General features: G+C 59.7%; 17 protein-coding genes and 1 pseudogene. 13 read left to right on the top strand and 5 right to left on the bottom strand.

The genetic code is table 11. The features are described 5' to 3' along the window. Nucleotides 1-41 precede the first annotated feature (41 nt). Both V5E97_RS29010 and V5E97_RS29005 read left to right on the top strand, forming a co-directional pair. A complete protein-coding gene (locus tag V5E97_RS29010; RefSeq protein ID WP_406695049.1) occupies nucleotides 42-1394 on the top strand; it encodes an MFS transporter in 1353 nt (450 codons plus the stop codon). 98 nt (nucleotides 1395-1492) lie between these two features. Next, nucleotides 1493-2005 carry a hypothetical protein gene (locus V5E97_RS29005; RefSeq protein ID WP_406695048.1) on the top strand — a complete coding sequence of 171 codons (513 nt, stop codon included), beginning with the start codon at nucleotides 1493-1495 and terminating at the stop codon, nucleotides 2003-2005. A gap of 106 nt (nucleotides 2006-2111) precedes the next feature. Here the strand turns inward: V5E97_RS29005 and V5E97_RS29000 are convergent, their stop codons facing one another. The 3 genes from V5E97_RS29000 to V5E97_RS28990 form a co-directional block, all read right to left on the bottom strand. Continuing rightward, entirely contained in the window at nucleotides 2112-2450 is a 339-nt protein-coding gene (locus V5E97_RS29000; protein ID WP_406695047.1) for a hypothetical protein, read from the bottom strand. A gap of 61 nt (nucleotides 2451-2511) precedes the next feature. Next, on the bottom strand, nucleotides 2512-3537 hold the full coding sequence (locus V5E97_RS28995) for a YheT family hydrolase (protein ID WP_406695046.1): 1026 nt from the start codon (nucleotides 3535-3537) through the stop codon (nucleotides 2512-2514). Nucleotides 3538-3680: 143 nt separating this feature from the next. Then, the gene (locus V5E97_RS28990; protein ID WP_406695045.1) at nucleotides 3681-4757 is read right to left on the bottom strand and encodes an NHL domain-containing protein; all 1077 of its coding nucleotides are present in this window, start codon (nucleotides 4755-4757) and stop codon (nucleotides 3681-3683) included. A gap of 935 nt (nucleotides 4758-5692) precedes the next feature. On the opposite strand from V5E97_RS28990, the gene V5E97_RS28985 reads away from it, so the two are divergent. After that, on the top strand, nucleotides 5693-6172 hold the full coding sequence (locus V5E97_RS28985; protein ID WP_406695044.1) for a ferritin-like domain-containing protein: 480 nt from the start codon (nucleotides 5693-5695) through the stop codon (nucleotides 6170-6172). A gap of 28 nt (nucleotides 6173-6200) precedes the next feature. Here the strand turns inward: V5E97_RS28985 and V5E97_RS28980 are convergent, their stop codons facing one another. Beyond that, complete coding sequence (locus V5E97_RS28980) at nucleotides 6201-6458, bottom strand: hypothetical protein (protein ID WP_406695043.1); 258 nt, start codon at nucleotides 6456-6458, stop codon at nucleotides 6201-6203. Between the two features lie 671 nt (nucleotides 6459-7129). Here V5E97_RS28980 and V5E97_RS28975 point away from each other — a divergent pair. From V5E97_RS28975 to V5E97_RS28965, 3 genes and pseudogenes are all read left to right on the top strand, one after another. After that, nucleotides 7130-7798 (top strand): annotated as a pseudogene (locus tag V5E97_RS28975) (magnesium chelatase domain-containing protein); the annotation flags it as partial. A gap of 805 nt (nucleotides 7799-8603) precedes the next feature. Continuing rightward, the gene (locus tag V5E97_RS28970; RefSeq protein ID WP_406695042.1) at nucleotides 8604-8735 is read left to right on the top strand and encodes a hypothetical protein; all 132 of its coding nucleotides are present in this window, start codon (nucleotides 8604-8606) and stop codon (nucleotides 8733-8735) included. A gap of 456 nt (nucleotides 8736-9191) precedes the next feature. Then, nucleotides 9192-9818: a hypothetical protein gene (locus V5E97_RS28965; protein ID WP_406695041.1), complete on the top strand. Its 627-nt coding sequence runs from the start codon at nucleotides 9192-9194 to the stop codon at nucleotides 9816-9818. Nucleotides 9819-10830: 1012 nt separating this feature from the next. Here V5E97_RS28965 and V5E97_RS28960 read toward each other — a convergent pair. Beyond that, nucleotides 10831-11004 carry a hypothetical protein gene (locus V5E97_RS28960; protein ID WP_406695040.1) on the bottom strand — a complete coding sequence of 58 codons (174 nt, stop codon included), beginning with the start codon at nucleotides 11002-11004 and terminating at the stop codon, nucleotides 10831-10833. A gap of 436 nt (nucleotides 11005-11440) precedes the next feature. Here V5E97_RS28960 and V5E97_RS28955 point away from each other — a divergent pair, with 436 nt between their 5' ends. The 7 genes from V5E97_RS28955 to V5E97_RS28925 all read left to right on the top strand — a co-directional run bounded on the left by V5E97_RS28955 (nucleotide 11441) and on the right by V5E97_RS28925 (nucleotide 25094). Further along, nucleotides 11441-12976 (top strand): YifB family Mg chelatase-like AAA ATPase, encoded by a 1536-nt coding sequence (locus V5E97_RS28955; RefSeq protein WP_406695039.1) that lies wholly within the window; start codon nucleotides 11441-11443, stop codon nucleotides 12974-12976. 1268 nt (nucleotides 12977-14244) lie between these two features. After that, the gene (locus V5E97_RS28950; protein ID WP_406695038.1) at nucleotides 14245-14400 is read left to right on the top strand and encodes a hypothetical protein; all 156 of its coding nucleotides are present in this window, start codon (nucleotides 14245-14247) and stop codon (nucleotides 14398-14400) included. A gap of 478 nt (nucleotides 14401-14878) precedes the next feature. After that, entirely contained in the window at nucleotides 14879-15382 is a 504-nt protein-coding gene (locus V5E97_RS28945; RefSeq protein ID WP_406695037.1) for a hypothetical protein, read from the top strand. A 1662-nt stretch (nucleotides 15383-17044) separates the two neighbouring features. Then, nucleotides 17045-18226: a DUF1559 family PulG-like putative transporter gene (locus V5E97_RS28940; RefSeq protein ID WP_406695036.1), complete on the top strand. Its 1182-nt coding sequence runs from the start codon at nucleotides 17045-17047 to the stop codon at nucleotides 18224-18226. A 192-nt stretch (nucleotides 18227-18418) separates the two neighbouring features. After that, nucleotides 18419-20068, top strand: a complete 1650-nt coding sequence (locus tag V5E97_RS28935) for an arylsulfatase (RefSeq protein WP_406695035.1) — start codon at nucleotides 18419-18421, stop codon at nucleotides 20066-20068. Nucleotides 20069-20290: 222 nt separating this feature from the next. Next, nucleotides 20291-20731, top strand: a complete 441-nt coding sequence (locus V5E97_RS28930; RefSeq protein WP_406695034.1) for a hypothetical protein — start codon at nucleotides 20291-20293, stop codon at nucleotides 20729-20731. Between the two features lie 865 nt (nucleotides 20732-21596). After that, nucleotides 21597-25094 (top strand): hypothetical protein, encoded by a 3498-nt coding sequence (locus V5E97_RS28925; protein WP_406695033.1) that lies wholly within the window; start codon nucleotides 21597-21599, stop codon nucleotides 25092-25094. The last annotated feature ends 114 nt before the right edge of the window (nucleotides 25095-25208 follow it).

Raw genomic sequence — 25208 nt, 5'->3', positions numbered from 1 at the left:
AGATCAGCATTGCACGATGTCAGTGCCTACTGATTTTACCAATGGTCCCTGGACGATCCCGGTCCGCAACGACTCAGGAGAACCCGACGGTGGGGGGCATCTACGCACGAACGCGGTGGCGGCTGGCAGGGATGATGGCGTTGACCTACGCGATCCAAGGGGCGTTCTGGCCACTCCTGGCGGTCCACCTGCGGGATCTCGGCATCGACGGTCGGGGCCGCGGTTGGATTTTCGCGACCTTGGCGCTCGGGTCGTTCGCCATGCCACTGGGCGCAGGGCAACTGGTCGACCGGCTCATGCCGGCCCAGCGTTTCCTGGCTTTGGCCTATCTGGTGGGGACGGCGATCCTGGCCTCCTTGGCCTGGGGAGTCTCGGTCACGCCCTGGACTCTGTTCGCCTGGTTCCTCGCCTACTGGCTGGTGATGGCTCCGACGATCGTGATCGGCGCCACGCTCGCACTTCGCAATCTGGCCAATCCTCGAGACGAGTTTGCCGGGGTGCGACTCTGGGGCACGATCGGCTGGATGGTCGCCGGCTGGTTCGTCTCGGCGCTGATGGCGAGTTCGGGTTCGTCGCGAGCAGGGCAGGGGGCTTATGAAGCCTTCTGGGTCGCGGCCGGTCTGTCGCTCGTCCTCGCAGCCTATAGCCTGACGTTGCCGCATACCCCCCCGCTGGCGGTCGGTGATCGGACCGCCTCGGGCCTGCGTGCGGCGGTCGCGATGCTCCGCCGACGCGAGATCTCGGTGTTCTTGCGGACGGCCTTTTGCATCTGCCTGACCACCCCCTTCATCTATCAAGTCTTGCCGACCCACCTGGAGTCACGAGGGTTGCCGCGTGCCTGGATCTCCACGGCGATGACCCTCGGCCAGGTCCCGGAAATCGCCGCTTTGGCGGTCCTCCCCTGGATGTTTCATCGCTTCCAATACCACGGAACCTTGGCGATCGGCATCGCCGCCCTGGCCCTTCGATTCTTGAGTCTGGCTGTCGACCCGCCACTCTGGGTGGTCCTGGCGGGCATCCCGCTCCAAGGTGTCGGGGTTGCTTGCTTCACAATCGGGGGGCAGGTGTTCATGGACAGCCGCGCTCCGGCCGAGCGTCGTGCCGGTGCGCAAGCCATCTTGACAGTGCTTACCGCGGGAATGGGTTCACTTCTGGGAAGTGTGCTTGCGGGTGAAATATCTACCTGGTTTCCCAGAGATTCCGCCTTGGTATTCTTAATCCCTTGCCTGATTGATGTGGCACTGTTAGTCTATTTTTGTGTGAGCTTCCGACCCGATCACGCTACCACCACACGTATCGACGTCACCAACGAGGCGCCTCCCTTGGGAAACGATGGTGTGCGGGGTTCGGTCGCTCTCACGAGCAACCTCGTCACGGAGTCGGCCGATGGGTGACTACCTTCGCCTGTTGACCGCCAGCGACCGGGAAATTCCCCTGGCCACCCTTCAGCGCCGCCAACATCGGCGCGGTTTGGTCCGTGGATCATCCCGAAATGCTCGGCAACTACCTGGCGATTGGTCCCGATCTGAACGACTCCCAGAACGTCTGGGCCACCATCGAACGCAATCCCGTCGGCCTCAACACGCTGGGAGCCGAAGAGGTCGCCGAATTCATCGACAGCCTCGAATCAGGCGGCCCGCCGGCGGCCGTTCGCTGGCTCAGCGACTACCTGGAAACCGTCCGGGCGATTTATGCCATCCGAGTCTACCCGGAGTCGACGTGCAAATATCCGGATGCCATCGAGGCCATTATCGCCATTCGAACCGCGCTTCGGACCGCCGTGGGAGGGGTCGGACAGTGGGACGGCCAGGGGTTCACCAACGAGGACGATCGTCTGATCTGGTGTAACCAGTCCGCCAACCCGCAAGGCTTGGTCCGTGCCGCGCTCCTGGATGAATCCACCGGCGAGTGGATCCCTTGTGAACTCAACCTCAGCCATCCCGACCAGCTTACCGCCTTTGTCCGGGGCGACATCCATCGCTCCGCCCGGCACCGGAACGCCTGAGTTCCGGCCCTCGGCGCGTTCGTTCCCGCGTCCCCAACCCGTGTCTTTGGAGCTACCGGCTCCGTGGGCTGAAGTTTGGTAGCGAGTTCGCATCCTCACTTCGCGACTAATGCTCGTCGGTCGACCCCTTCTTGGGTGCCTGCTGCTCCAGTTTCTTCGCCTTCGCTCTCGGACGACGCTTGGGCGGGGCTTTGGGAGGGGGCGGAGGGGGGGCGGAAACCTCCTCAAGTGATTCGGCCGACTGCTCGAGCTGACTCACCAACAGGCCCAGAAAATGGAGTCGAGTCCCCTGGGTTTCCAAGAACTCGTTGAAAAGGAATCCCCCTTCAATCAAGTCTTCCCCTTGCGCGAGGATCTCGTTGGCGAGGCTCTCGACCAAAACGTCGCGACCACTCTGCAGCACTTCGATCGCCGCTCGATACTTATTAAATCGCCGATCAGGCATTGTCGTTCTCGCCTCCCTCGTAGGATCGAAGTGGGGTGTCGGCTCAGTCCGAGAGGTCGCCTCAAACAGGCAAGGGGCCACGGTTCCAACGCGATGCTAACCAGGCGGCAAGCCGCGCATCAAGCCATCGCCGATTCCCCCCCCACCGCGTCCGGCTGAAATAGCCAAGGTGGCCACCGCTACTGTTCAATTCCAATGCCAATTGAGGAGGAAAATCAACAAGACGAAACGGGTCAGGAGGAATGAACGGGTCGTCCTCGGCATGGATGACCAAGCCGGGGATCTGGATTCGGGGGATCAGCGGACCGGAACTGCTCTGCGCATAATAGTCCGCCGCGCTGGCGAAACCATGTCTCGGTGCCGTGTAGAGTTCATCAAAGTCGAGAACCGTTTTGACGCGTGTCAGATCGACGGGTTCCAGGTCGGGGAAAAAGGCATGGAGCCGGCTGGCTGCGACGCGGATCTGACGGACGAAGTTGCGGTCGTAAATGCGATTCTTGGGGCGCTGAATATGCCGGCTACAGGCCGCCAGGTCGATGGGAGGATTGGCCGCCAGGACCGAATCGAACCCCTCCACCGGGCGATCCACGGCTTCCGCCGCCAGTTTCAAGGCAAGGTTGGCCCCCAGGGAGAAGCCGACGATGGCGAGCGGCGAACCAGGAGCCTCGGCCGCGAGCCATTCGGCCACGCGGCGGACGTCGTCGGTCCGCCCCGCATGATATGTCCCCCGCGCCAGTCCAAACCCCTCTCCGGCCCCACGCAGGTTCATCCGGACCACCCGGATCCCCAGCCGCAGCAGGCGAGCGGCGACTCTCAAGACATAGGGCGAACTGGCTGACCCACCGAGTCCATGGACCAGGATCGCGCCCGGATCCCCCGGCGCCCACGCCGCCGGGGTCGAATCCAGGATACACAGGCGGTCCCCTTGGTCGACGTCAATGAGATGAGCCGTGAACGGATCGCCGAGCCGTCCTCCGGGGAGATAGCCGCCCAGAATCGTCTGGAGATGACCGCCACGTACCCACGGATGCGGCACAAAAGGCGGAATCGTCGCGTCGGAGCACTGGGGCGCAATCGTGGTGGTCATGGTCAAAACCTGAATTCCGTTCCCTGGCTCGAGACGCCTCGCCCTCGGAGATTATCAAACGATCAGACCCGACTTCGCGAAAACAAGGGACGCTTCGCCCAAGCGAGCGAACGGCCATGTGGTCGCGCGCCGACCTCCCTGGTTCACGGGCTTACCTTTCGAATCCGGTGGTTGCCCGTGTCACCGATGTAGATCGAACCATCAGGCCCCACCGCCACGCCGTGCGGCCGGTCCAGCAGAGCCGAGGTGGCCACGCTCCCGTCGCCCTCACCGCCGCGCCGACCGTTGCCGGCCACAGTCCGGATCAGGCCGGTCTGAGCGTCGATCCGGCGGATTGCGTGATTCTCGGTATCCACAATCAAGAGGTCGCCCGAACCGTCGATGGCGAGTTCCTTGGGCCCATTGAATGTGGCCTCTTTTGCCGGGCCCCCGTCGCCCGAGTACCCCTTGGCCCCCGTACCCGCCCGCGTCGTGATCAGACCGGTCCTGGGATCGACTCCCCGGAGGCGATTGCCTTGCCGTTCGAGAATGAAGACCGTGCCATCCGCCCCCACCTCGACCGCACGGGCCCCAAAGATCGAGGCCGCCAAGGCCGCTCCGCCATCCCCCGCAAACTTGCCCTGGCCGTTCCCGGCAAACGTCGAGATTTCGCCCGATCCGAGGTCTACCACGCGGACGCGATGGTCGGCCACGTCGGCAATGAACAGGCGGGCCTCCTTGGGATCGAGCGCCACGCCGTTAGGTTCGACCAGCCCCGCCCGCGCCCCAGGACCACCATCACCGGAGTAAGTCTTGGACCCATCCCCCGCAACCGTCGTGATGACCCCCGTCCCTGCATCAACCCGGCGCACCCTGCGATTCAGCCGATCGGCAAAGTAAAGGTTCCTTTTCGAATCGATCACCACTCCGTAAGGTTCGTTCAACTGCGCCTTCAAAGCAGACCCACCATCCCCCGAAAACCCCTGGGTCCCGCTGCCGACAACCGTCGTAATAGCCCCCGTCTTGGCATCGACCCGGCGGATGCAGTGGTTCATCGTGTCGGAGAGGTAAAGGTTGGCTCCCGAGTCGAACGCGACGTCGAACGGCATGTTCAAGGTCGCCTCGACCGCAGGTCCGCCATCCGCGGGGCGTCCCTGCTTGCCGGTCCCGACGGCCGTCGTCATGGTCGGATCAGCCAGAACGAGCAAACAAATTCCCAGAGGTAGGGTCAAAAGTGCCATTTCAATGGGCCCTGGAAGTCCTGAAGTGCAGCGAGATCTTGAGCGACACGTAACAATCACGCTCAAATGGTTCAGTGATTCTAGCGTCACCACCACTGCCAACCAGAGACTGACGCGAAAATCGTGTCCGTCCGAGGCGGGACGCCGGAACTCGATCCGGTACCGGCCAATGCCTCGGGTCGAAGAACCTCATTGTCTCTGCGCGCTCCTCGGCTACCCAAAAAGGAACCGGAACCACCCCTGCTCATGACCCCCAGAATTCCGGACGTCTGCTCCCTGCCTCAACGCCTCATCGCTCACACACCAACGCTTTAAATCCTCCGAAACAAAGCAGACGCGGCCCACCCAACAAAACACACAAGTTTATTGCCACGTGGCATTTCACGACGAGATCGTCTTCACGCTGGGGACAACCGGTGTGCGGTTGTCCCCAGCGGAGAAACCGTCGTGCGGAAAGATCCTGATGGCAGGGGACCGCACCCATCGCGGTCTGACGAGTCGTTCAGCGATTCGCCTCACCCCACGGTCTTCCCAAAGAGAGGTCGAACTCCCTGTTCTGGTTACGACGATTTTGCCTTCCGTGACAGGGTTCGAAGGAAATCGAGGTCGTCCAAACTCCTGCGAGAGCAGCTTGGCGGAGGCTCAAGCCGTGGGCACGAATTGGTGAGGCTGGCTCATCCACAACAACGCATTCTCCGCCCCATACGACTTTACCCCTTGGAGTCAGATCACCGAGTGGAGCATGAGAGCCTGGGGTCTTCCATGACCGCTCGAGGTTTCCTCTCCGCCCCACCCACAGGGGCGGGACATTTCGCCATCCCACCGCTCGTCGATCTTCTTGGGCCCACAAAAGCAAGTCCGCGCTCGGCACTCTTTATGCTGACGAGAGGAGCGTCTTGGGACTTTTTTTTCCGAAAACCAATGGGGAGTGAATCATGGCTGACAAATCGACAGGATCGGAGCATGCCAAGGCGATCACCCGCGCCGAATTGATCGCCTTGTTGAACGAGGACCTCTCCCGAGAATACCAGGCGATCATTGCCTACGTCGTTTACTCACAGGTTCTCAAGGGGGCTCAATACATGAGTATTGCCAAGGAGCTCGAGGTCCACGCCGGAGAGGAACTGGCTCACGCCCTGACGATCGCTGCCCAGATTGACTATCTGGGCGGACAGCCAACGGTTACGGTCAAGCCCGTGAAGACGTCAGAGAAAGCCGAAGACATGCTCCGATTCGACCTTGAAAACGAGAACGAGACAATTCGCGCCTATCGGGAGCGAGTCCGCCAGTGCGAAGCGCTAGGTGAGTTCGCCATCGCCGAGCATATCCGCGAGATCCTGATCGACGAGCAGGAACACCAAGTGGATCTGGCAACCGCGTTGGGGATCGACGCCCCTGACGTCTCTCGGTCCTGAGTCGAGACACAGGCCGGCGCGAGGTGCTTCACTCGGCCCGGCACATGGCGGCCGACTCACTGACGGACGAGACCAGCCCGACTCGGTTCGAGCACTCTTCCTGGGACCAGACGACCCGTTCCGGGTTCGTCACACGACTCCCCCCCGTCGTAATCTCGTCCATCAACTGATGGATCAAGGAACGGAGCAGGCTCGCCTCGGCAATGGTCAAACTGGAGTCGGCCAGGCGACTCGTCATCCGCTGAAGTCTTTCGATGGCGGAAGTGTGGTGGGCTAGGACGGACATGGGACAACTCGTGGTCGGAGTTGGTGACGTTCCACGGTAATGCGAGAGGTCATTCCTTGTTACTGGCCTCTGGAAACTCGCTCGAACCAAGAGCAAATGCGTCGCCAAAGGCGAATCTGCAACCCCGAATTCTATCCCTCACCATCGCATGCGAACCGACGAATCCAGCGCAACTCTTTCCATTAAAAGCAGTTGCGCACCAACGAGAACTCGTCGGATTCGAGTCTCGCATTCTCGCTTTGATAGTTGGAGACCGCCAAAATCAAAGGCATGAACGCCACGAACTCGGGCGATGAGAACGGGACGGCGTCACGTCCCCCGTCACCGCTTCCACGCCACAAAATCCTCAAGGAAGGCGATCGCCCAACCGCTTCGCTCTTTCCATCAAACTCTTATCACCTTTCTTAACAATCGAACCTTTGGTTTTCTTGCCCGCTCGAGCACCTGCCGAAGTTGTTTCTCTGGCTTTGGCCGGCCCTTGTTCAGCCCGTTCTTGAGCGCGAGGAGAACCAAGGCGACAGTGGCCGCTCCCTAACGTTTCCTGTTGTGAACTCCGCAAGATTTTCTGGCAGCAGGATGATTCGCACTTCGCCTCATGCTAAACTGATGTCGATCATGACGCAGCAATGGCGCTGACGGCGATGCATATCACACGGGTGGTTGAGGCCTTCATGCTCGCCAAGCTCGCCTCCTTCACCCTCGTCGGAATCGAAGCGGTCACCGTTGAGGTCGAAGTCGATATCTCTTCCGCCTCGATGCCAAAAACCGTCCTCGTCGGGCTCGCCGAGGCCGCCGTTCGCGAGAGCACCCATCGCGTGGAACGAGCCCTCGTCAATTCAGGATATCGCCGACCGATCGATCGCGTCGTGATCAACCTCGCCCCCGCCGACCTCAAGAAGGAGGCCAGCGGGTTCGACCTCCCCATCGCGCTGGGCATGCTCGTCGGCAGCGGGCAGGCCGCCATGGAGCGACCGGGACGGTACGCCGTCGTCGGCGAGCTCGCACTCACCGGTGAGACCCGGCCCATCAAGGGCGTTCTGGCCATGGCACTGGCAGCCGCCCACGGACAGTTCGACGGCCTACTCGTGCCCGAGGCCAACGCCTCGGAGGCCGCCGTCGTCGAGGGGATCCCTGTTTATCCGATCGGGAGCCTGGCCGAGGCGGTCGGATTTCTCTCCGGCCAGCTCGACATCGACCCCCGCGCGGTTGATCTCGAAGACGTGTTCCGCCGACTCACGCGTGGCGAGGAAGACTTCGTCGACGTCAAGGGGCAGGACTATGCCAAGCGAGCCTTGGTCATCGCCGCCGCTGGGGGACATAACGTCCTCATGATCGGCCCAATTACACCCTCACTGGAGGTCTCCAATGGGATCGCTACTCGGACCCAATGGAAGCTTTACTTCCGATGGAGTTCGGCTTCTTCGGGAGGTTATGGCCCTACTTCGCCCCGTGTTTGTGGAGTTCCAAGAAAAAGGCTACACCCTCGATGAGATCGCTCAACAAGTCCATCAGGCGGTGGACTTTGTCAAGCGGTCGTAGGCGTAAAGGGCGGGCTACACATCCTGATGTTGTGCCCAATCACACCCTAACCTCTGGTGTTTCACTGCCTTCGTAGCGGAGGTTTCTCATGGGCGTCAGAAAGAGCGGGCGTCGTAGGATCAAGGTGGGGAGTCGCCAGTTCCTCTGGTACGTCTGCGAAGACTACGACTCCCCTGATATGGCGCTTCACGTTATCTCCGAATATAAGCAACTCATCGTGGCGTATCATCTCGATCAGCCAGGAGATCCGTTTCTGATCGTGATCGGTCCAGAATTCACAGGAGTTCCCGACGCCGGAGGGATATGGCGACGATCCGTTTGCCCCCGTTGGGAAAGCAACTCGACGGTAACGCCAGTGAGCGTCCGGTTGCTAATCGAGTGGTGCTTGGCGTCGGACAAGCCCCTACAAGAGGTCGACTGGCGTGGCACTTCGACGGCACTCTGACACTAGGATAAATGTGTTGAGTTTGTCGTGGCATGGCCGACTGAATTCGACGTACACTCCTCATCCGGCGGGCTGCACATTCTGATGATCGGACCAATTAGACCCGGATCATCCCTGGGACTTACCTCTTGGTTATGAAACGATTTACGATTCGCACGCTGATGATCTTGGTAGTGGTGGCAGCGGTCACACTCGCCTTGATACCGATCGTTCATCGTGCCGTCTACCCCGATAGCCACAGCACCTACTCGATCACCGTGGGAGACACCTGCATTTTCTCCGTTGAATTCTAATCAACAGAACCAGTGCGGCCCATCAACGCATGCGGTCATGCAATCTCCGGTTGGCTCGATATCCGATGATTGGGCCAAATAGACCTCCAGTTGACCTGAGTGTACAATAGCTTAGAAGGGAACGTGCACACCCTATCGGGAGGCCATGATGGATCAGTTCGCCGCTAGTGTGTTCACCCTCGATGGTACATCTGTCGTGGACGAGATTGACGTCTACCTGATGGCCCGCCAAGTTGGTCGTACTCTTCGCTCCATGAGCGGCTTCTGTGAACCGCCGAGCAGCAACGGTTTTAGGGCAGGGGAGGAATTGAAAATAGTGATAGAGGATGGCCGGTCGGGGATCTTTATCATTGACGCGATTCATTGCGGGAGTCACCGACCTACACGTATTGAATTTTACTGTTCAAGGAAGCTTGCGAGAGTCATCTTAAAGGCCGCTCCCGCGAGGAACGTCTTATGTCCCTTAGTCTTGATGAGTTAAGAAAACAGGTTAGGGAGATCGTTGAAAGGATTCGCCTTAGCTCTATCATCCAAACGGACGACCATGTTCCTGAAATGCCCCCGACGCTCTACCACTACACGGGTGTTGACGGTTTCATGGGAATCTTGACGACGGGGAAGGTCTGGGCGACCCACGCTCAGTATCTCAACGATTCTCAAGAGCTAGTTTACGCATCAACGCTGGCGAATGAGATCATTGCGGACGACCTTAGGACCGAGAGTGTGCTGGTGAGGCTCTTCCTCAAATATCTCTCGTTCTATCTCAGCGATTACAGCACGGTAGATACCTACATCACATCGTTCTGTGCAAAGTCAGACCTACTGAGTCAATGGCGTGGCTACGGCCGAAATCTAGGCTATGCCCTCGGATTCGACCCCGACGACCGGCTATCCGCCACGCCCATCGTGGAGAACGCCCGCATTGTCAAGGTGGTTTACAGCCCAACACACCAAAGGCAGATCATCAAGGCACATATAGACTGCTATGTCTCCCGCCTCATCTTCTGCGATGACTGGTTTGATGAGGACGCTTTGAGGGAGATCGACCAAATTGTCCCCATCAGGCACGGCTTGTTCGACTAAGAGGGGAAGAATCCGCACGTAAAACAAGCACTTGAGCTTATGTTTACTCCTTGTATCTGCTTGAGAGATGAGCTGCATGGGGAATTCATTCGCATGAAAAATGCAGGGTTCGTCGAAGAACAGGAGTGGCGTATTGTCTACACGGCCAACGCTGCTTGGCTGCCCGTTCACTTCAGGACGATGAACGGGTACGTTATTCCGTACGTCGTTCTACCACTCCTCCCGAGAGACCCCGACCGCACACCTACTGGGTTCAATCTGAAGAGCGTGATGTGCGGCCCATGTCAAAATCCTATGGCAGCAATCCATTCGACGAAAATGTGGCTCCACTCGTCCAACTACCTTGTCTACTCCCCAGTTGGTATCGACATAAAGGACTATTCCCCAGATGGTATCGAAGTAAAGGGGTCGAGCACTCCCTACCGAACTTGGTGATGGAGGCTGGGGTGGGCCCGACATAGCCCATGTGCCCCCTCTCCCTGCTCCGCAGCCGCAAGGCTGCTATGTGCGGCTAGTCGTCGCCTTCGCTCTGTCGAGAAGCCGTTGCACGCTGGCGATGTGCCAACGACCACCATTCCGCCTTGGGGAAAAATCAAATGGGACATTCCTATATCTTGAAGTATCCTGCAAAAATAGGCAAATAATTCCTGCAACACTCTTCTCTACTCCGCAAAGTCCATTCGAGCCACGCAACGCCCGAGCCTCGGCCACTGGGTATTGCTATCATGTCCTGAACAGCGGCAATGCACCCTCCACTGTCTTCCACAAAGTCGCCGACTACGACGTCTTCCTCGAGATGATGGCTCAGGGCACCCTCCGTGCCCCATGCGAATCGTCGCCTGCGACCTCAGGCCCAATCACATTCACATGGCCCTCTGGCCACTCCAAGATGGCGAACCCAGTCGATGGATGCACTGGCTCCTCACCATCCACGTCCCACCCGATCTTACATCGGTTTACCCTCGATTGGCTCACGTTTGGGTGGCTGGGGGCCGAACTCGGGCCCCTGTCTTCAGATAGCCTGCGCACCGGGGTCCGAGTTCGGCCCCCAGCCGCCCAGATCGCTCGACCTGTGGTCCACCTGAACGTAAACCGCTGTAGGCACGACCATTCCAGGGGCCACATTTGGCAAACGCGGTTCAAAGCCTTCCCTATCCAGGCCGACGACCTTCTTCGTCCGTTTCATCGAACGGAACTCCGCCGCGACCGGCTTTGGGGATCGGAGATGCAGGCTCGCGGGATGGCCGAATCGCTGGAATTGGAATTGAGTCTCCGTGAGTGGGGACGACCACGACGCAAAGGCGACCGCGAAGCGCAGGATCTCTAACACTCCGTCTTACCCAGACAACAGCAAAATCAACGAATATTCGCTCTACATCACCGAATCTTAGAACTTGCCTGACACACCACTGCAATGGAGGCGTCGGGCCTGGTTCGACGAGCATCCATCGATGCTTGGCCGTCCCATCATTCCCACGGAGGAAGCCGAAGCGAGTCGGCCCAAACCGTTGATTTTCAAACGATAGGATGTTTGACACGTCCTGCTCTGCTAAACTGATGTCGATCATGCCGCGGCAATGGCGCTGACGGCGATACACATCACATGGGTGGTTGAGGCCTTCATGCTCGCCAAGCTCGCCTCCTTCACCCTGGTCGGAATCGAAGCGGTTACCGTTGAGGTCGAAGTCGATATCTCTTCCGCCTCGATGCCAAAAACTGTCCTGGTCGGGCTCGCCGAGGCAGCCGTTCGCGAGAGCACCCATCGCGTGGAACGAGCTCTCGTCAATTCGGGATATCGCCGGCCGATCGATCGGGTTGTGATCAACCTCGCCCCCGCCGATCTCAAGAAGGAGGCCAGCGGGTTCGACCTCCCCATCGCACTGGGCATGCTCGTCGGCAGCGGGCAGGCCGCCATGGAGCGACCGGGACGGTACGCCGTCGTCGGCGAGCTCGCACTCACCGGTGAGACCCGGCCCATCAAGGGCGTTCTGGCCATGGCACTGGCAGCCGCCCACGGACAGTTCGACGGGCTGCTCGTCCCCGAGGCCAATGCCTCAGAGGCCGCCGTCGTCGAGGGGATCCCTGTTTATCCGATCGGGAGCCTCGCCGAGGCAGTCGGATTCCTCTCCGGCCAGCTCGACATCGACCCCCGCTCGGTTGATCTCGAAGACGTGTTCCGCCGACTCACGCGCGGCGAGGAAGACTTCGTCGACGTCAAGGGACAGGACTATGCCAAGCGGGCCCTGGTCATCGCCGCCGCTGGGGGACATAACGTCCTCATGATCGGGCCCCCAGGGACCGGCAAGACCCTGCTCGCCAAGCGGCTGGGTACGATCATGCCCTCCCTGACACCCGCCGAAAGCCTCGAGACCACCCGGATCTATAGCGCCATGGGCTTGCTCCGCGCCGGCGAGCCGCTCATGGCTGTCCGCCCGTTTCGATCGCCCCACCACTCCGTCAGCGACGCCGGACTCGTCGGGGGCGGAAGCACACCTCAGCCGGGGGAAATTAGCCTGGCGCACAAGGGAGTCTTGTTCCTGGACGAGCTCCCCGAATTCAATCGCAAGACCTTGGAGGTGCTACGTCAGCCCCTGGAGGAGGGACACGTCACCATCAGTCGCGCGTTGCGGAGCACCACATTTCCCGCCGACTTCGTCCTCGTGGCCGCCATGAATCCCTGCCCGTGCGGGTACCGTAGCGATCCCCGACGTGCCTGCAGTTGCACACCACCGCAAGTCGAAAAGTACCTCAGCAAAATCTCCGGGCCGCTCCTCGATCGCATCGACCTCCACGTCGAAGTCCCCGCCGTCCCCTTCACCCAACTCACCGAAGCGCCCCCAGGCCCGACTTCGGCCGAGTTCCTCAACCAGGTCCTCAAAGCTCGCTCCCGCCAGGCCCAACGCTTCGGCAACAAAGGGCCGATCGTCAATGGCCGGATGACGCCCCGGCAAGTCCGCAAGTTCTGCCCGCTCAGGCCCGAGGCTCACAGCTTACTCAAAGCCGCCATGGAGGAACTCGGGCTCTCGGCCCGAGCCCATGACAAGGTGCTCCGCGTGGCTCGCACCATGGCCGACCTCGAAGAGAGCGACGTCATCCTCCCCCAGCACATTGCCGAGGCCGTCGGATACCGCTCGCTCGACCGCTCGGTCTGGGCCTGAATTTCCGGTGGGACTTCCTGAGCTCGGGAATTGGCTTCCCTCTCACATAAACATCAACCAATAACTCAATAAACCCACATTCCCTGCATGTCAGACTTTACCACCGATTTGGAGGAAGGCGAAACGGTCGTGCATAACACGCGGCAATGTCTCCCGCCTTACCCTTTTTAAACAAAAATCCGCGATCGAACGAAGGAACCGATGATTCTCGCGGTGACCGCCACGGTTGGGTGTGCAGGCGCACGGCCGGCCCGGACGTAATACCCTCGGGGTCGGTGCGAGCCTGAGGAACGGACCTGGGCCGAGGGGGATACGGCCGGGCCGGCCGTGCTACTGCTTCGACCGGGCCAGAAATCTTGGCCACGGACTCCATCCCGTCCAGGCATTCACCCTTTGACGTGTTTTACGGTGATCGTTCGACCCGTACCTTCTTTAAGTGAGGACCAGGGGCATTGTGACAGCCACGGTTGTGCCCTCGGGCTGACCCCGCACCTTCACAGGTGAACAATGAAGGGTTCTCCCTGCTTTTTCCGCAGAACTTCTGTGAGGCATGTGGATTGGTGGTCACTCCGAGTCAGTCTTGCGGGGCTTGGTCCATCCCGACCGGTCTCAGACTCAATCGGCTCGGAGGGTACGATCTCCGTCGGTCGGAACACACCTACAGGAGTGCATCCAATGATTTCGCTGTTACAACGAGGTGGCCCACGCGTCACGATGGGATTTGCCCTGGTGTTGACAATCTGGATCATGTCCGGTTCAACGGCAATGGCTCAATACAGTGGAGGTGGCGGCGGGGGGCATGGGGGGATATGGCTACAACCCGGGGTTCAATAACCTGGGCTATGGCGGCTCCCCTACGGTCTATGGCGGCTCCGGCTTTCCCCTTCTACGGCGATGGCACGAGTTATGGCTACGGTCTCAGCTACGGCCATCCCACGACGTTCTCCAACATGGGATTCTTGGCACCGGTGATGCGACACAGGAAAATCCGCACCATCCATCGAATCGCAGGAAAGTGAGTGAGAGGGCAGTCGTGATCATGCACCCCAATTGGGTAAGTCAAGAGGCTTGAGTAAGTTGCCAAGACTCTCGCAGATGTTTGCAGTTTCACCGAGTTGCCCAGGCCCTCCAATTGAGGTGTATGGTCACTGACGCGACTCCTGCGGCGCTGCCTCAATGCGATCCCGGCCACCGTACGCTCTGGCTTCGCCGAGTTACGCCGAGAGGCATGCGGTCCGCGGGCGAGCTGAGGCCTGGCGCCGAGCCCGTTGTGCGGGGCAAGGGGGCGGAAGATCGGGCTCCCCGACGAGGTCCACGATCGGCTCTGGCAAGAGGCCAGGCGGAAGAAGCTCACCGTCTCGACGCTGGCGACGGATATCCTCAACAAGAACCTCCCCCGGTTCACAGTCGAGCGCGAGGGGTAGCGTTTCGCCAATTGGCGAACTTCCGCACGATTCGGTCCACGAGCGAATCGACCAGTCGCAACGTCATCAGCGCCGCGATCCCAGTTAATGCTTTTAGAGCGTTCGCCTCGAATGTCGTTCGGATGATCGTATCGAATACCCTCGCGTGCATCGTATCGGCTCCTGGTCTCTCCTTCATTTCTGCCCGGCCCTCCCGTGCATCCGAAGAATACGGGCCATGCCTGAGATGACCGTTAGCCGGAGATAAAATCCCGCTAATTTCGAACGTCTCGTGGAACGTCCTCCTTGCCTGAACTCCTCGCAACCCTGCCTTGGGTGTTCCAGGCCATGAAACCCGCGACCACTTTCGGCACCTCACGAATCCTGTCCGATCACGTCGGCCGGGTGGAACGAACTGAAAGGGAACCGCGTCCAACTGGTTTGGAGACCTGCCCGTCAAAACGGGACTTCTCGAGACGAGAGTCAGCAGGGGCAAGCTATGCAACCACACCGCTCAACGATCGCCGGGATGATGGCTGTGGTAGTGTTCGTCGCGCTCGACTGCTTCGCGCTGCGCACCCCGGAGTTTTACATCGGGTTTTGGCTGATCGGAGGCGTGATGCAGGTCGGGCTCTTCGCCCTGCTCCGCAGTCGTGGCCGAAGTCGCCGCTTCTGGTTCGGATTCGAGTTGACCGGTCTGGGGGCGCTGCTCGCTTATGCCGCTTGGTGCCGTGCCGACTATCGGGCGTTCAATCTCTGGCCGTATGCGATCCTTGAGAGGATCTATTCTGCCTTGCAGGATCTGCCGCCCGATACCTATCAATGGTGTTCAGAGCATGGTTTCCTCATCGACCCTCGGAAGCCATTGAGGGTCTATGAGGTGGTCGTCGCCTTCGAGGTCGCCTACGGCCTTCCAATGTTGCTTCTCGCGGTTGGCGGGGGTTTGTTGGCGGCAAACTTCGGATCGCGGCGTGCACAGTTAGTTGCTCCCTCGGCCACTTGAGTCCGTCGCGTGAAGCCATGGGACGTTCCCTGCGGCCGAGCGAACCGGGGGACGGCTCCTCCCGCCACCACCGACATCTCGCGCATCGAAACGGCCCCACCATTCCGCTTGATTGCGGGACGGTGGGGCGGTAGCTGCATCGTTGTCTCGCTCGCGCTCCTTCTTGGACTCGAGGTTTCCCTCGTCGTCGCCTACCGCAAACACCGCTCGCAGTCGGCACTGGAAGCTTAGGGCGGGATGCCCGAGGACCAAGTCCGGCGTCCGTGGTACTCATTTTGCTCTCTAATTCCCTTGGGATGGAGTCTGGTCCACCCCGCCCGAAGCCAGATTCAACGGTGCAGGGAGACGAGCGATGAATGACGAACTCGATGTCAACAAGATCTCCCTGAATCCCAAGCAGGACCTGAACCCAGACCGAGTCAACTTGTCGTGCCCAAGACAGAGGTGCATTACCAGTTCTGGAACCAACTCCAGGGCGTGACTGATTCCGCTCGAACCGGGGTCGCTCGGGAACCCTGAACCCCCGCGCGACGACGATTCGCTGAGCCACATTGCTGGGGCCTGGTTCCCCATAAACGGGCCCTTGAGCGACCGAGAGGAGTGGACGATGAGCTACTGGATGTTGTTCCTTGGGTTTGCCGCGATCAGTGCGTTGATATTTGGTCCCATGGGATCGCAGATTGCCAAACAGAAGCAACGCGAGCCCCTTGAGGGTCTCTTTCTCGGAGTTTTTTTCGGCCCGCTGGGAGCGATTGCTGAAGAGCTCCTCCCCACAGGGCCAACCCACGCAAAATCAGGCCGGTCTTCGATCTGGGATTTTTGGGATAAGCCCGGCGATCCGAAATGATCGAGTTGCATCCTCAGATCACGTCATGCACGGATTTTGCAGTCCCGCGGAATCGACCGGGAATCCGTTCCCGTGTTGCGGCCGGTCATCCCTTTCAGAGATTGGGAGATGATTCCCAGCCTGTTCCAAGGGACTGCGAAGCTCCATGCTGGCCGAGAAAGCTCGTGCTCAGATCCCAGGTCTCCGCTGATTTAGAACGCGCCTAACTAGACCGAGCGTCTCCAAATCCCCAAGGCTGCTTCAAGAATTGGCAATATTACCAATCGTATTCTCGCTCTGGCCTCGACACCACATTCCGATCCACACAATACCCACCCGGAATCCCTATCGAGATAATCGACATTCCCCTTGACGGGGCGTGCAATTACAGCAAAGATGTCTCCGAGTCTTATAAGTTAGGCACACCGCAGGCGATGTTGCCTGCGCTTCCCGATGCGACTGACCGGCTGCTTCGCAGCTCGTCTACACAAACACAGCAGCATTGATTGCTCCAGAAGGCGATGCTCGCCCTGGCACGTCCGAACAAAACCCGCCTCCTTATCCGACACATTGCTGAATCGCACCAAAAGCGGCAGTCCAGAGCGATCGACTTGGCGAGGCGTGGTTGAGCATCCGAGATCGGGTCGACCCGATGCAACTGGATTGAGAACGAACGGCTTTTCCAACCCGGCTTCCGATACTGACCAACTCAATTTCATTTGACGACAGAATTCCAGGCTGACCCGGTCACGGGAGGCCAACAGCATTCCCCTTTCCCTCGACGCGACCGACCGGTCCCCCGGAGGCTCGCAAGACAGGAAGGCTGGTTTTCGATCATGCTCACCATTATGCATGCGTCAACTTCCATTTTATCCCTTGGGTATCCGACCGACCCCTCGTCCGATCGAACGGGTGGATGGAGGGCCCCTCGTGCGCTTCGCGGGTTCACGCTGATCGAGCTACTGGTTGTCATTGCCATCATCGCCGTGCTCATTGCCTTGCTGCTGCCGGCGGTTCAGGCGGCCCGGGAGGCGGCAAGACGCATGCAGTGCGTCAACAATCTCAAGCAGCTCGGGCTTGCCATGCACAACTATCACTCCACGAACGACTGCTTCCCGCCTGGGGCACTTCCGGTCAGGAACTCCGGAGGCGCCCTCATCAGCAACGGCTCCTTCAGCACGCATGTCCGGCTCCTGGCCTACGCGGAGCAACTGGCGCTCTTCAACGTGGCCAACTTCAACCTCGCGGCCGCCAACGACCCGACCTATGGAAATGCCGCCAACGGCACTCTCTACCAACTGAGAATCTCCACGTTTCTCTGCCCTTCGTCTCCGCCCCCCTCTTATACGACAACCAACTTGAATGGCGTGCCATGGAGCCCGTTCCAGGCGTCAGGCAACAACTATTTCGCCTCGTTCGGATCGTCCCTCGAGTATGATGCCGGCCAGACCGGAGGGCCACCGAACGGTCCGTTCCAGTTTGGGGGAGCGGCGATCGGCATCGGATCCATCACCGACGGGACGACCAATACGATTGCCTTCGGTGAATGGAAGACAGGAACCGGCAATAACAATGTCATCTCGATTCCGTCCGACATCATCATGCTCGGATCGTATCCCCCTGGCGTCACCCGAAATACGGCCCAGATGGTCATGCCGGCCGGCTCCGCCCCCTTTCTGGCCTGGATCTCTCAATGCCGCGCGGGGGCGACGACGGCCAGTTACCGGGTTGTCACCCAGACGCCGCTTCTGGGCGAGTGGTGGAACCTCGGCCTCCCGAAATTCGGCCTGGGCAATGTCTTGCTCCCTCCCAACCCGACCTCGCCCAATTGCTGCACGAGTTCCTCAGGCACCGGGAATCCCGGGATGTTCGGCATGAGCAGCTTCCATCCGGGCGGAGCCAACGTCCTGCTCTGCGACGGATCAGTCCGGTTCCTCAAGGACAGTACCAGCATGCAGGTCGTCTGGGCGCTCGGGTCGCGCTCCCAGGGCGAGATCATCTCGTCTGACGCCTACTGAGTGAGAGGCGGTCCGGCAACGCAATATTGCATCGACCACCCCGATGTTCACGATCCTCACAGCGGTCCGATTCGACGAGGTAGAGACGCAAGGGGAACTCATGTTCTTGCGCCAGGACACCCCGGCATGAACTTTCTGCACAGGCCGCCGGACGGCACTTGCGGAAAGAGGTCAGTCAAATTGAGGTTCAAAGTGGAAAGCTTACCGTTCCTGTGGGGTTCGAGGCTCAACGCTTCCTACGTTCGAGCCAGACCCCAGCGCAGCTTCGGGCCTGGAGCCTTGCTCCTGGCTTTCGCCGTGAGCGCGGCGCTTGGCCCCATGAGCGGCGAGGTCCTTGCCGCGACGCGTCCCAACATCGTGCTCATCATGGCCGACGACATGGGCTTCTCCGACATCGGCTGCTATGGCGGCGAGATCCGGACGCCCAACCTTGATCGAATGGCCGCGAGCGGGCTACGGTTCTCGCAGTTCTACAACTGCGCCCTGTGCGGACCGTCGCGGGCGTCCTTGATGACAGGGCAACACCCGCACCAGGTTGGGATCCTCAATTGGACAGGGCTTCTGAATAACCGTTGCGTGACCGCATTCGAATTGCTCAAACGCGCGGGGTATTCGACGTGCGCGGTGGGCCGGCTCGACATGGTCACCGCCGACCTGTGGCATGACCCCGCGATGATCTCGCGTCACGTCGACCGGTTCATGGGGAGCACCGGACACATCGGGCCGGGCAATTACTTCATGGCCGTGCGCAACAACGCGTTCTATCGTGACGGTCAGCCGCTTACGATCCCGCCCAAAGGTCACTACAAGACCGACATGATTACCGACTACGCGGTGGACTACATTGCCGAGGCCGCGTCGAAGGATCAGCCTTTCTTTCTTTACATGGCACATTATGCGCCCCACTGGCCGCTCCACGCCAAGCCGGAGGACATCGCAAAATATCGCGAGCTCTACCGAAAAGTCGGCTGGGACGAAGCCCGAGCGAGGCGTCATCAGCGGTTGATCGATCTCAAGTTGATCGGGGATCAAACGCGGTTGTCGCCGCGCGACTCGCGAGTGCCCGCGTGGCAAGAAGCCGAACACAAGGACTGGGAGGCCGAGCGCATGGCCGCCTTCGCCGCGCAGGTGGATTCTCTCGACCAGAGCGTCGGCCGCGTCCTTGACGCCCTCCACCGTGCCAATGCTGATAAAAATACGCTTGTACTCTTTCTCTCCGACAACGGCGCGTCCGACCAGCCGCCGGCCGTGGGGCTGGACAAGCCAGGGCAGCCCTGGCGCCTGGACGGCACGCCGACCCGCGTCGGGAACACTTCAGACATCCAGCCGGGCCCGGCCGACACGTTTGTGACCGCCGGACCGCCCTGGGCAAACGTTTCCAACACGCCGTTCCGCCACAACAAGCAGTCGAACCACGAAGGTGGCATTGCCACGCCACTGATCGCCTGGTGGCCGGGCACGATCCGCCAGGCCGGCGAGTTGACCCACGAGATCGGCCACATCGTGGACATCCTCGCAACCTGCCTCGACATCGCGGACATTCCTTATCCCAGCCACTTTTCCGGAAGAAATGTGCGGCCGCTGGCTGGCAAAAGCCTACTGCCGATCTTCCGTGGCGGCCAGCGAGAAGGTCACGAGATGCTGGGCTGGGCCACCGCGGGCGCGAGGGCAGTCCGCATGGGACGATGGAAGCTCGTCTCTTCCAAGCTCGGGCCATGGGAACTCTACGACATGGAAGCCGACCGCACCGAACTGAACGACCTCTCGAAGGAACAACCCGACCGCGTCCAGGTGATGGCGAAAGCATTCGAGGAATGGCGGCAAACCGCGAGCGAGAAGTGAGGTCCGCCCCCGGATACGGGTCGACCGGGGCTACCAATAACCTCAAGGCCTCAATCCACTCTCGAGTTCAAGCAGCCGGCAGCCGTGCTTTCACGCAGCGTGAGAGCCCACCATTGCGATCCCGATGTTCCAACGAGGCGCAAGTCCTGCCGCCAGCTTCATCAGTGACAAGCTCCAAGCTCAGTCCCAAGGGGATGAAAAAATCAAGAACGAGGTTCGTTGATGGGCGAACAACCGAATGATCAATCCGAGGGCGTCCCACTCAGACTCGATCCCAAGGCTGATTCCGCGGCCCCATCATTGCCCGCGTTTCTCGCCCGCCCGGAAGGTGCCCCCGTCTACCACGGCTTCCCGTTGCTGGAGCAGTCGAGATCAGACGACGGCTGGTGCTTCGGGACCATCTCTGAGCCGAACTGCTCCGAAGGTCGTGATTGGGGTGACGCATTCGTCGTCGCCCCGGACGGCACCAGGGCGGGTGTCGTCTGGCAGGTGGGTGATCCGGTGCTGGAAGTTATGATCGACCCCGAAGTGGATCGCTGGGGAGTCTATCAAGTCGGGGTCGCACACCAGGTTCACGACGAGCAGGAGTTGGTGACGCAACTCCAGTTATGGTTACCCGAATTTCGTCGGCTCCATGGCAACTGGCGAGCAGAACGACCGTAATATTCACAACGATCCGCGACTGGGCGAGAATTTCGCTGGGTTCCTGGCCGGTCGAATCGTAGCACGGCCGGCCCGGTCGTATCCCCCTCGGCCCAGGGCCATTCCTCAGACTCGCGCCGACCCCGAGGGAACTACGGCCGTGCTACTGCGAACTAAGGGAATTACGGCCGGGCCGGCCGTGCTACTGCAAACAACCCGTGGCGGAAACGGCAAGAACCCTCGGTGCTTTCGCTCTTTTACGGACCGTTGAATTCAACAAGTCGTTTCCTCCACCATTCAAATCAAACACCCAAGCTCATAAGAACTCGCAACTTAACAAATCATCGAAGGATCGATAAAGGGGTGAGGGAAACGGAGATCATTTACGACCCAAATCAACCCTTACCCTCGAGCCTGGCAAGAGAGGACGAATTGCGATTCTAAGAGAATTCGCAATATCCCTGTTCGCGTATCGCCGCGACATCCTGGGTGTGGAACTGTCGCGATGCGGCAGCGCAATGGCGGTTGGAGCGATGACTTCCTGTTGTAAGTGCTTGTCGGATCTGCCAGTTAGTGTGCGCTAGCCCTACCCACCTCGACAACCTGCGAACATGGCGTCGTGAGTTTTTGCACGAGAGGATTCTTGCAGTCCCTTCCAATTCCCTCTTCAGCAACCAGTCACGCTGCCGATAACCTTAATCGCTGAATTCAAATCAATTGCTTCGATCAACCAAATCAGCAAAGTCGCACGAAACGCTCACGCACAACGCATTTCACGCACACTTTCTTACGCTAGCAGATTGATTTCTATATTCAGTTTCATGAATAAACTATCCAGCTTTCAAGGCTGATTCGACTCGGCTCGTTAACCCTGGAGGATGAGGCGATGTGTCATCGAATGAAGTTAATCCTGTTCAGCCTGGCCTTCGCCACAACGGGCATGCTCATCATTCCAAGGCCCATCGCCGGACAGGGTATCTTACATCGCAATCGAAAGGTAATCGACAAATCGCACCAGATCGTGACGGTCAAGCAATTAGCCGCTCTCATCGACGATCTCGATGAAGAGCTCTTCGAGGAAGGGATGATTGGCATGAAGGCCCCGGACGTCTGGGGGCAGAACCGGATGACGAAGTACCGGGCCGAGTACGAAAAGGAGATGGCGGACCAGGTCAACAAGTTCACCGTAACTCTCAATGCCGCGATCCGCCGGGCCGACACCGCAGTACTCACCAGCGCGACTTCAATCGGAGCGGCCATACAGCCTCGGGCAGCGGCTGGAAGACGGGGCGGTGCCGCTTCGAGTGCGACCGCCGCTCCCTCGACCACGGTTGTTGTGCCCGCGGCCCCGGGCGGAACCGCCCAACCCTTGCTTGATTCGATCTCGGCGCTCCTTAATCGGAACGCGACCAATCTCCCTCAGTTGCCCACCGCACTCCTGCCAACGGACGCCATCGAACTCGAGCCGAAGATCGGCCTTGATGAGAGGGACGATTACCTGAAGCATCTGCAGGAACTGCGGCGGACGAACTCGGGCGACGACCTCACTGACGCGCCCGGTTATGGCCTGTACCTCATCCGAATGCCAATCAGCCTCTTGCCCGGCCCCGAGGTCCGCAAAGGCCATGGTGCAACTGTCACCGTGGAGGCCAAGCACATGCTTTCTCCTGACCTCCTGCCAACCACGTTCCGCGATATCACCATCATGGACACCGCCTACCAGATCCACCCGATCCTGCTAAAGTTAATTCACAATATACCGATTAGTGATCCCAACACAATGACGGTCGCTGCGGCACCCACGACGCAACTCCATTCGAAGAACTCGGGGTTACAGTCTCCAGATGACCGCTCATTTGTGGACAACGGAGCGAGTGGGGGAAATAGCAATGGCATTATGTCCACAATCCCGTTCTCCGAATCACCGGACATCTACGGGGTAGACGAGCAAGCCGTGCTTCTTGATGCGATTAATAAAGAATTGGCCGATGGATATCGACACGACCCGAGCATTCTGTCCTGGCTGATAAACGGACTCGGCCACGCCCACCGCTATATGCGTGAACAAGCCCGCAACGGCATGCTAACCGACATGTTTTCGACCGCCCGGTTCCAACAGCTCGACAACCTCGTACAGCAGCGAAACTATGTCGCGCTGGCGGAATGGAGAAGACAATTCATCGATGAGCTCGTCATCCGCAGGAACGGGTGGAACTATACCCCAGGAATGAAGTACGACATCAAACAGTACAAGCGAGCAACCGACGTTTTTATCTATGCACTAATGGTCCAATCAGTTCTTGTCGACCGTCAACTCAAACACGATATCGACGTCATCTCCCAGCAGAAGGGCTGCGCCTGCGAGGATCTGAACAACCTGACTTTCTACGACCTGTTGCCGAGTCCCGAGGCTCGCGAGGCCTTTAACACCTATGTCAGGTGCAAGTGGCCGATCCACGTATTCGCGATCGATCCTGCTGTCGAGCAGCAAAATCATCTCGACCTCTTCAGCGCCCGTAGCGAGTTCCAGGCGGCCCTCGCCGTTGGGATCGCTAGCGGCAACCTCAATTTTGACCAGGCCACGAAGTTCGCCCGCAGGTTGGAGACGGACCTCGAGACCATCGGCCTGAATCGCACTGCCATCGGCTACGGGGCGGGCGAATCGACCTTCGGATGGCAATTCTACCCGCGGATCCAGACGCCCCCAACCCCGGGAAACGTCCGTCGCATCGCCGGGCTGATCGCGGGAACGAGCTACAACCAGAGCTACATCGCCAAAAACCGCTTCATAGAGCCGGGCCCCCGCGAGTGCGTGGCTCTGGTCGTGGCGCCGAATTTCGTTCCCTCGATCCACTTCACGTCCTTCGGCAACTGGTTCGAATACGTCGGCAAGCACGCCAACCAGAAATTCGATACGGCTGATGTGCTCGAGTTCAGCCGCAAGCTCCAGACGGCTAAGAACGCGCTGAACCAGGTCTGTGATAGCGGAGACTACCGTCCTGGCGAAATCGCACGCCTGTCCGATCGGCTCGCACAGCTTGAGGCGAAGCTTCCCTCTCAGGACTACCGCGTACCTTTGCCCTACGAGGGCGATTTGCTCGGATCGGAGGTCTTCAACTCGTCAGGCACCCGCCTCTTCCCAAGGTTGCTGTCCTGGTTCGGCGAACCAGCCCAAGTCGGCAAGCCCTCGACGATTTTCATGCTCGGCACGAGCTTCAGTGTGCATGAGACTCAGGTCATCGCGGGCGGGGTACCTGCGGCAGACATGAAGCTGATCAGCCGCAATGTGATGGAAATCACCATCAAGGCGGATGCACGCCCCATCCAAACGAGAGATGGACGACTCATCTTCGACGTCCACATTGCCACGCCCAATGGCATCTCAAACCACCTTTTCGTCGAAGCCAATCCGCCCCCCCCAACGACTCCCGCCCCCGCCTTCGGCTACGCCATCAAAACCAGCGAGCTCTCAATCAGCTATGGAGTCACGAATCGTGTTGAAGGTGTCCCGGCGCAACCCGGAGTTGCCGGGGTCATCGACTCTACCCCTGATCAGATCGTCTTGAGTTGGCTCGAGCCGGTCGGGCTCGCTCCCGACAAAGTGAAAATCGAGTTCAAATTCCCCAATCTATCTCCCATCGAGATTGTGGATCTAAAGCCTAACGCCAAAGGTCAGATCGTCATTGCAAACGCAACCTTGGATCAGCTTACAAACGACATCCTCATTCGATTGCATCACACGGCCGTAACCTTCGACCCAATCCGGAATCCGACGCCCCTGAAGCCGATCACCACGACATCCATCGTCGTGACTCCCACGACCGGGACCCATGCCGAGCGTGGCGTTGCCGCATCGGGGTCGCTCACCGTTTCGTTCACTCCTCTCGCGTTGCCCACGAAGCCCGTGGTGGTGGTGCCGAGCGGAACGCCACAGATTGCCCCTTCAGCCGATCGCGATTCGAAGACGACGGATTCTCCCCAGACCGAGCCGAGTACTCCAGACGATACAGTACCTCCGCCAGTTCAGGACGCCCCCCCCCAGGCGATACCTCCTAGCACGCTGTACTTGCCCAACTCCAGCACTGGAGCATCCTCGGCGTCGCGCGGTCTCCTGGAGACGCTTACTCGAACGTCGACCCAGCCCGGCAAATTCTTCGTTCCCGATCAGCCGGTGATGAAGCCTGCGCAGGTCGGTTCCGCGATCTCTCGAAATGCGCGAATTCTCTCACCACGTAGCAGCCGACCGATCATGCCCGCGATCCCGAATTCGGGTTCCGCGCTCGCGGCTCGAGTTGCGACCACTTTGAGAGATCCGGCCATTGTGAAATCCTCGACGACGGGTCAGGCTCGCACCACAGGAAAGCCGACTCGCAACGAGAACTGACGCTTGGTCCAACCACCAACGCTGTCGCAGCCCCGCTCGACCCGAGCCGAGTGGGGCTGCTTTCGCATACAACATCCGCTCGGTTTGGACTTGCGAGACGCCATCGTTCGGATC

Origin of the sequence: Singulisphaera photorubra, assembly GCF_045290345.1 — a bacterium.
Taxonomy (GTDB): Bacteria; Planctomycetota; Planctomycetia; order Isosphaerales; family Isosphaeraceae; genus Singulisphaera.
This window is presented reverse-complemented; position numbering and strand designations above follow the sequence as displayed.

Coding starts and splice junctions, on each gene's coding strand:
- V5E97_RS28925 (WP_406695033.1), top strand. CDS start 21,597: ATGTGTCATCGAATGAAGTTAATCCTGTTCAGCCTGGCCTTCGCCACA.
- V5E97_RS28995 (WP_406695046.1), bottom strand. CDS start 3,537: ATGACCACCACGATTGCGCCCCAGTGCTCCGACGCGACGATTCCGCCT.
- V5E97_RS28955 (WP_406695039.1), top strand. CDS start 11,441: ATGCTCGCCAAGCTCGCCTCCTTCACCCTGGTCGGAATCGAAGCGGTT.
- V5E97_RS28940 (WP_406695036.1), top strand. CDS start 17,045: ATGCTCACCATTATGCATGCGTCAACTTCCATTTTATCCCTTGGGTAT.
- V5E97_RS29010 (WP_406695049.1), top strand. CDS start 42: ATGGTCCCTGGACGATCCCGGTCCGCAACGACTCAGGAGAACCCGACG.
- V5E97_RS28990 (WP_406695045.1), bottom strand. CDS start 4,757: ATGGCACTTTTGACCCTACCTCTGGGAATTTGTTTGCTCGTTCTGGCT.
- V5E97_RS28980 (WP_406695043.1), bottom strand. CDS start 6,458: ATGTCCGTCCTAGCCCACCACACTTCCGCCATCGAAAGACTTCAGCGG.
- V5E97_RS28965 (WP_406695041.1), top strand. CDS start 9,192: ATGTCCCTTAGTCTTGATGAGTTAAGAAAACAGGTTAGGGAGATCGTT.
- V5E97_RS29000 (WP_406695047.1), bottom strand. CDS start 2,450: ATGCCTGATCGGCGATTTAATAAGTATCGAGCGGCGATCGAAGTGCTG.
- V5E97_RS28960 (WP_406695040.1), bottom strand. CDS start 11,004: ATGAAACGGACGAAGAAGGTCGTCGGCCTGGATAGGGAAGGCTTTGAA.
- V5E97_RS28985 (WP_406695044.1), top strand. CDS start 5,693: ATGGCTGACAAATCGACAGGATCGGAGCATGCCAAGGCGATCACCCGC.
- V5E97_RS28970 (WP_406695042.1), top strand. CDS start 8,604: ATGATCTTGGTAGTGGTGGCAGCGGTCACACTCGCCTTGATACCGATC.
- V5E97_RS28930 (WP_406695034.1), top strand. CDS start 20,291: ATGGGCGAACAACCGAATGATCAATCCGAGGGCGTCCCACTCAGACTC.
- V5E97_RS28945 (WP_406695037.1), top strand. CDS start 14,879: ATGCAACCACACCGCTCAACGATCGCCGGGATGATGGCTGTGGTAGTG.
- V5E97_RS29005 (WP_406695048.1), top strand. CDS start 1,493: ATGCTCGGCAACTACCTGGCGATTGGTCCCGATCTGAACGACTCCCAG.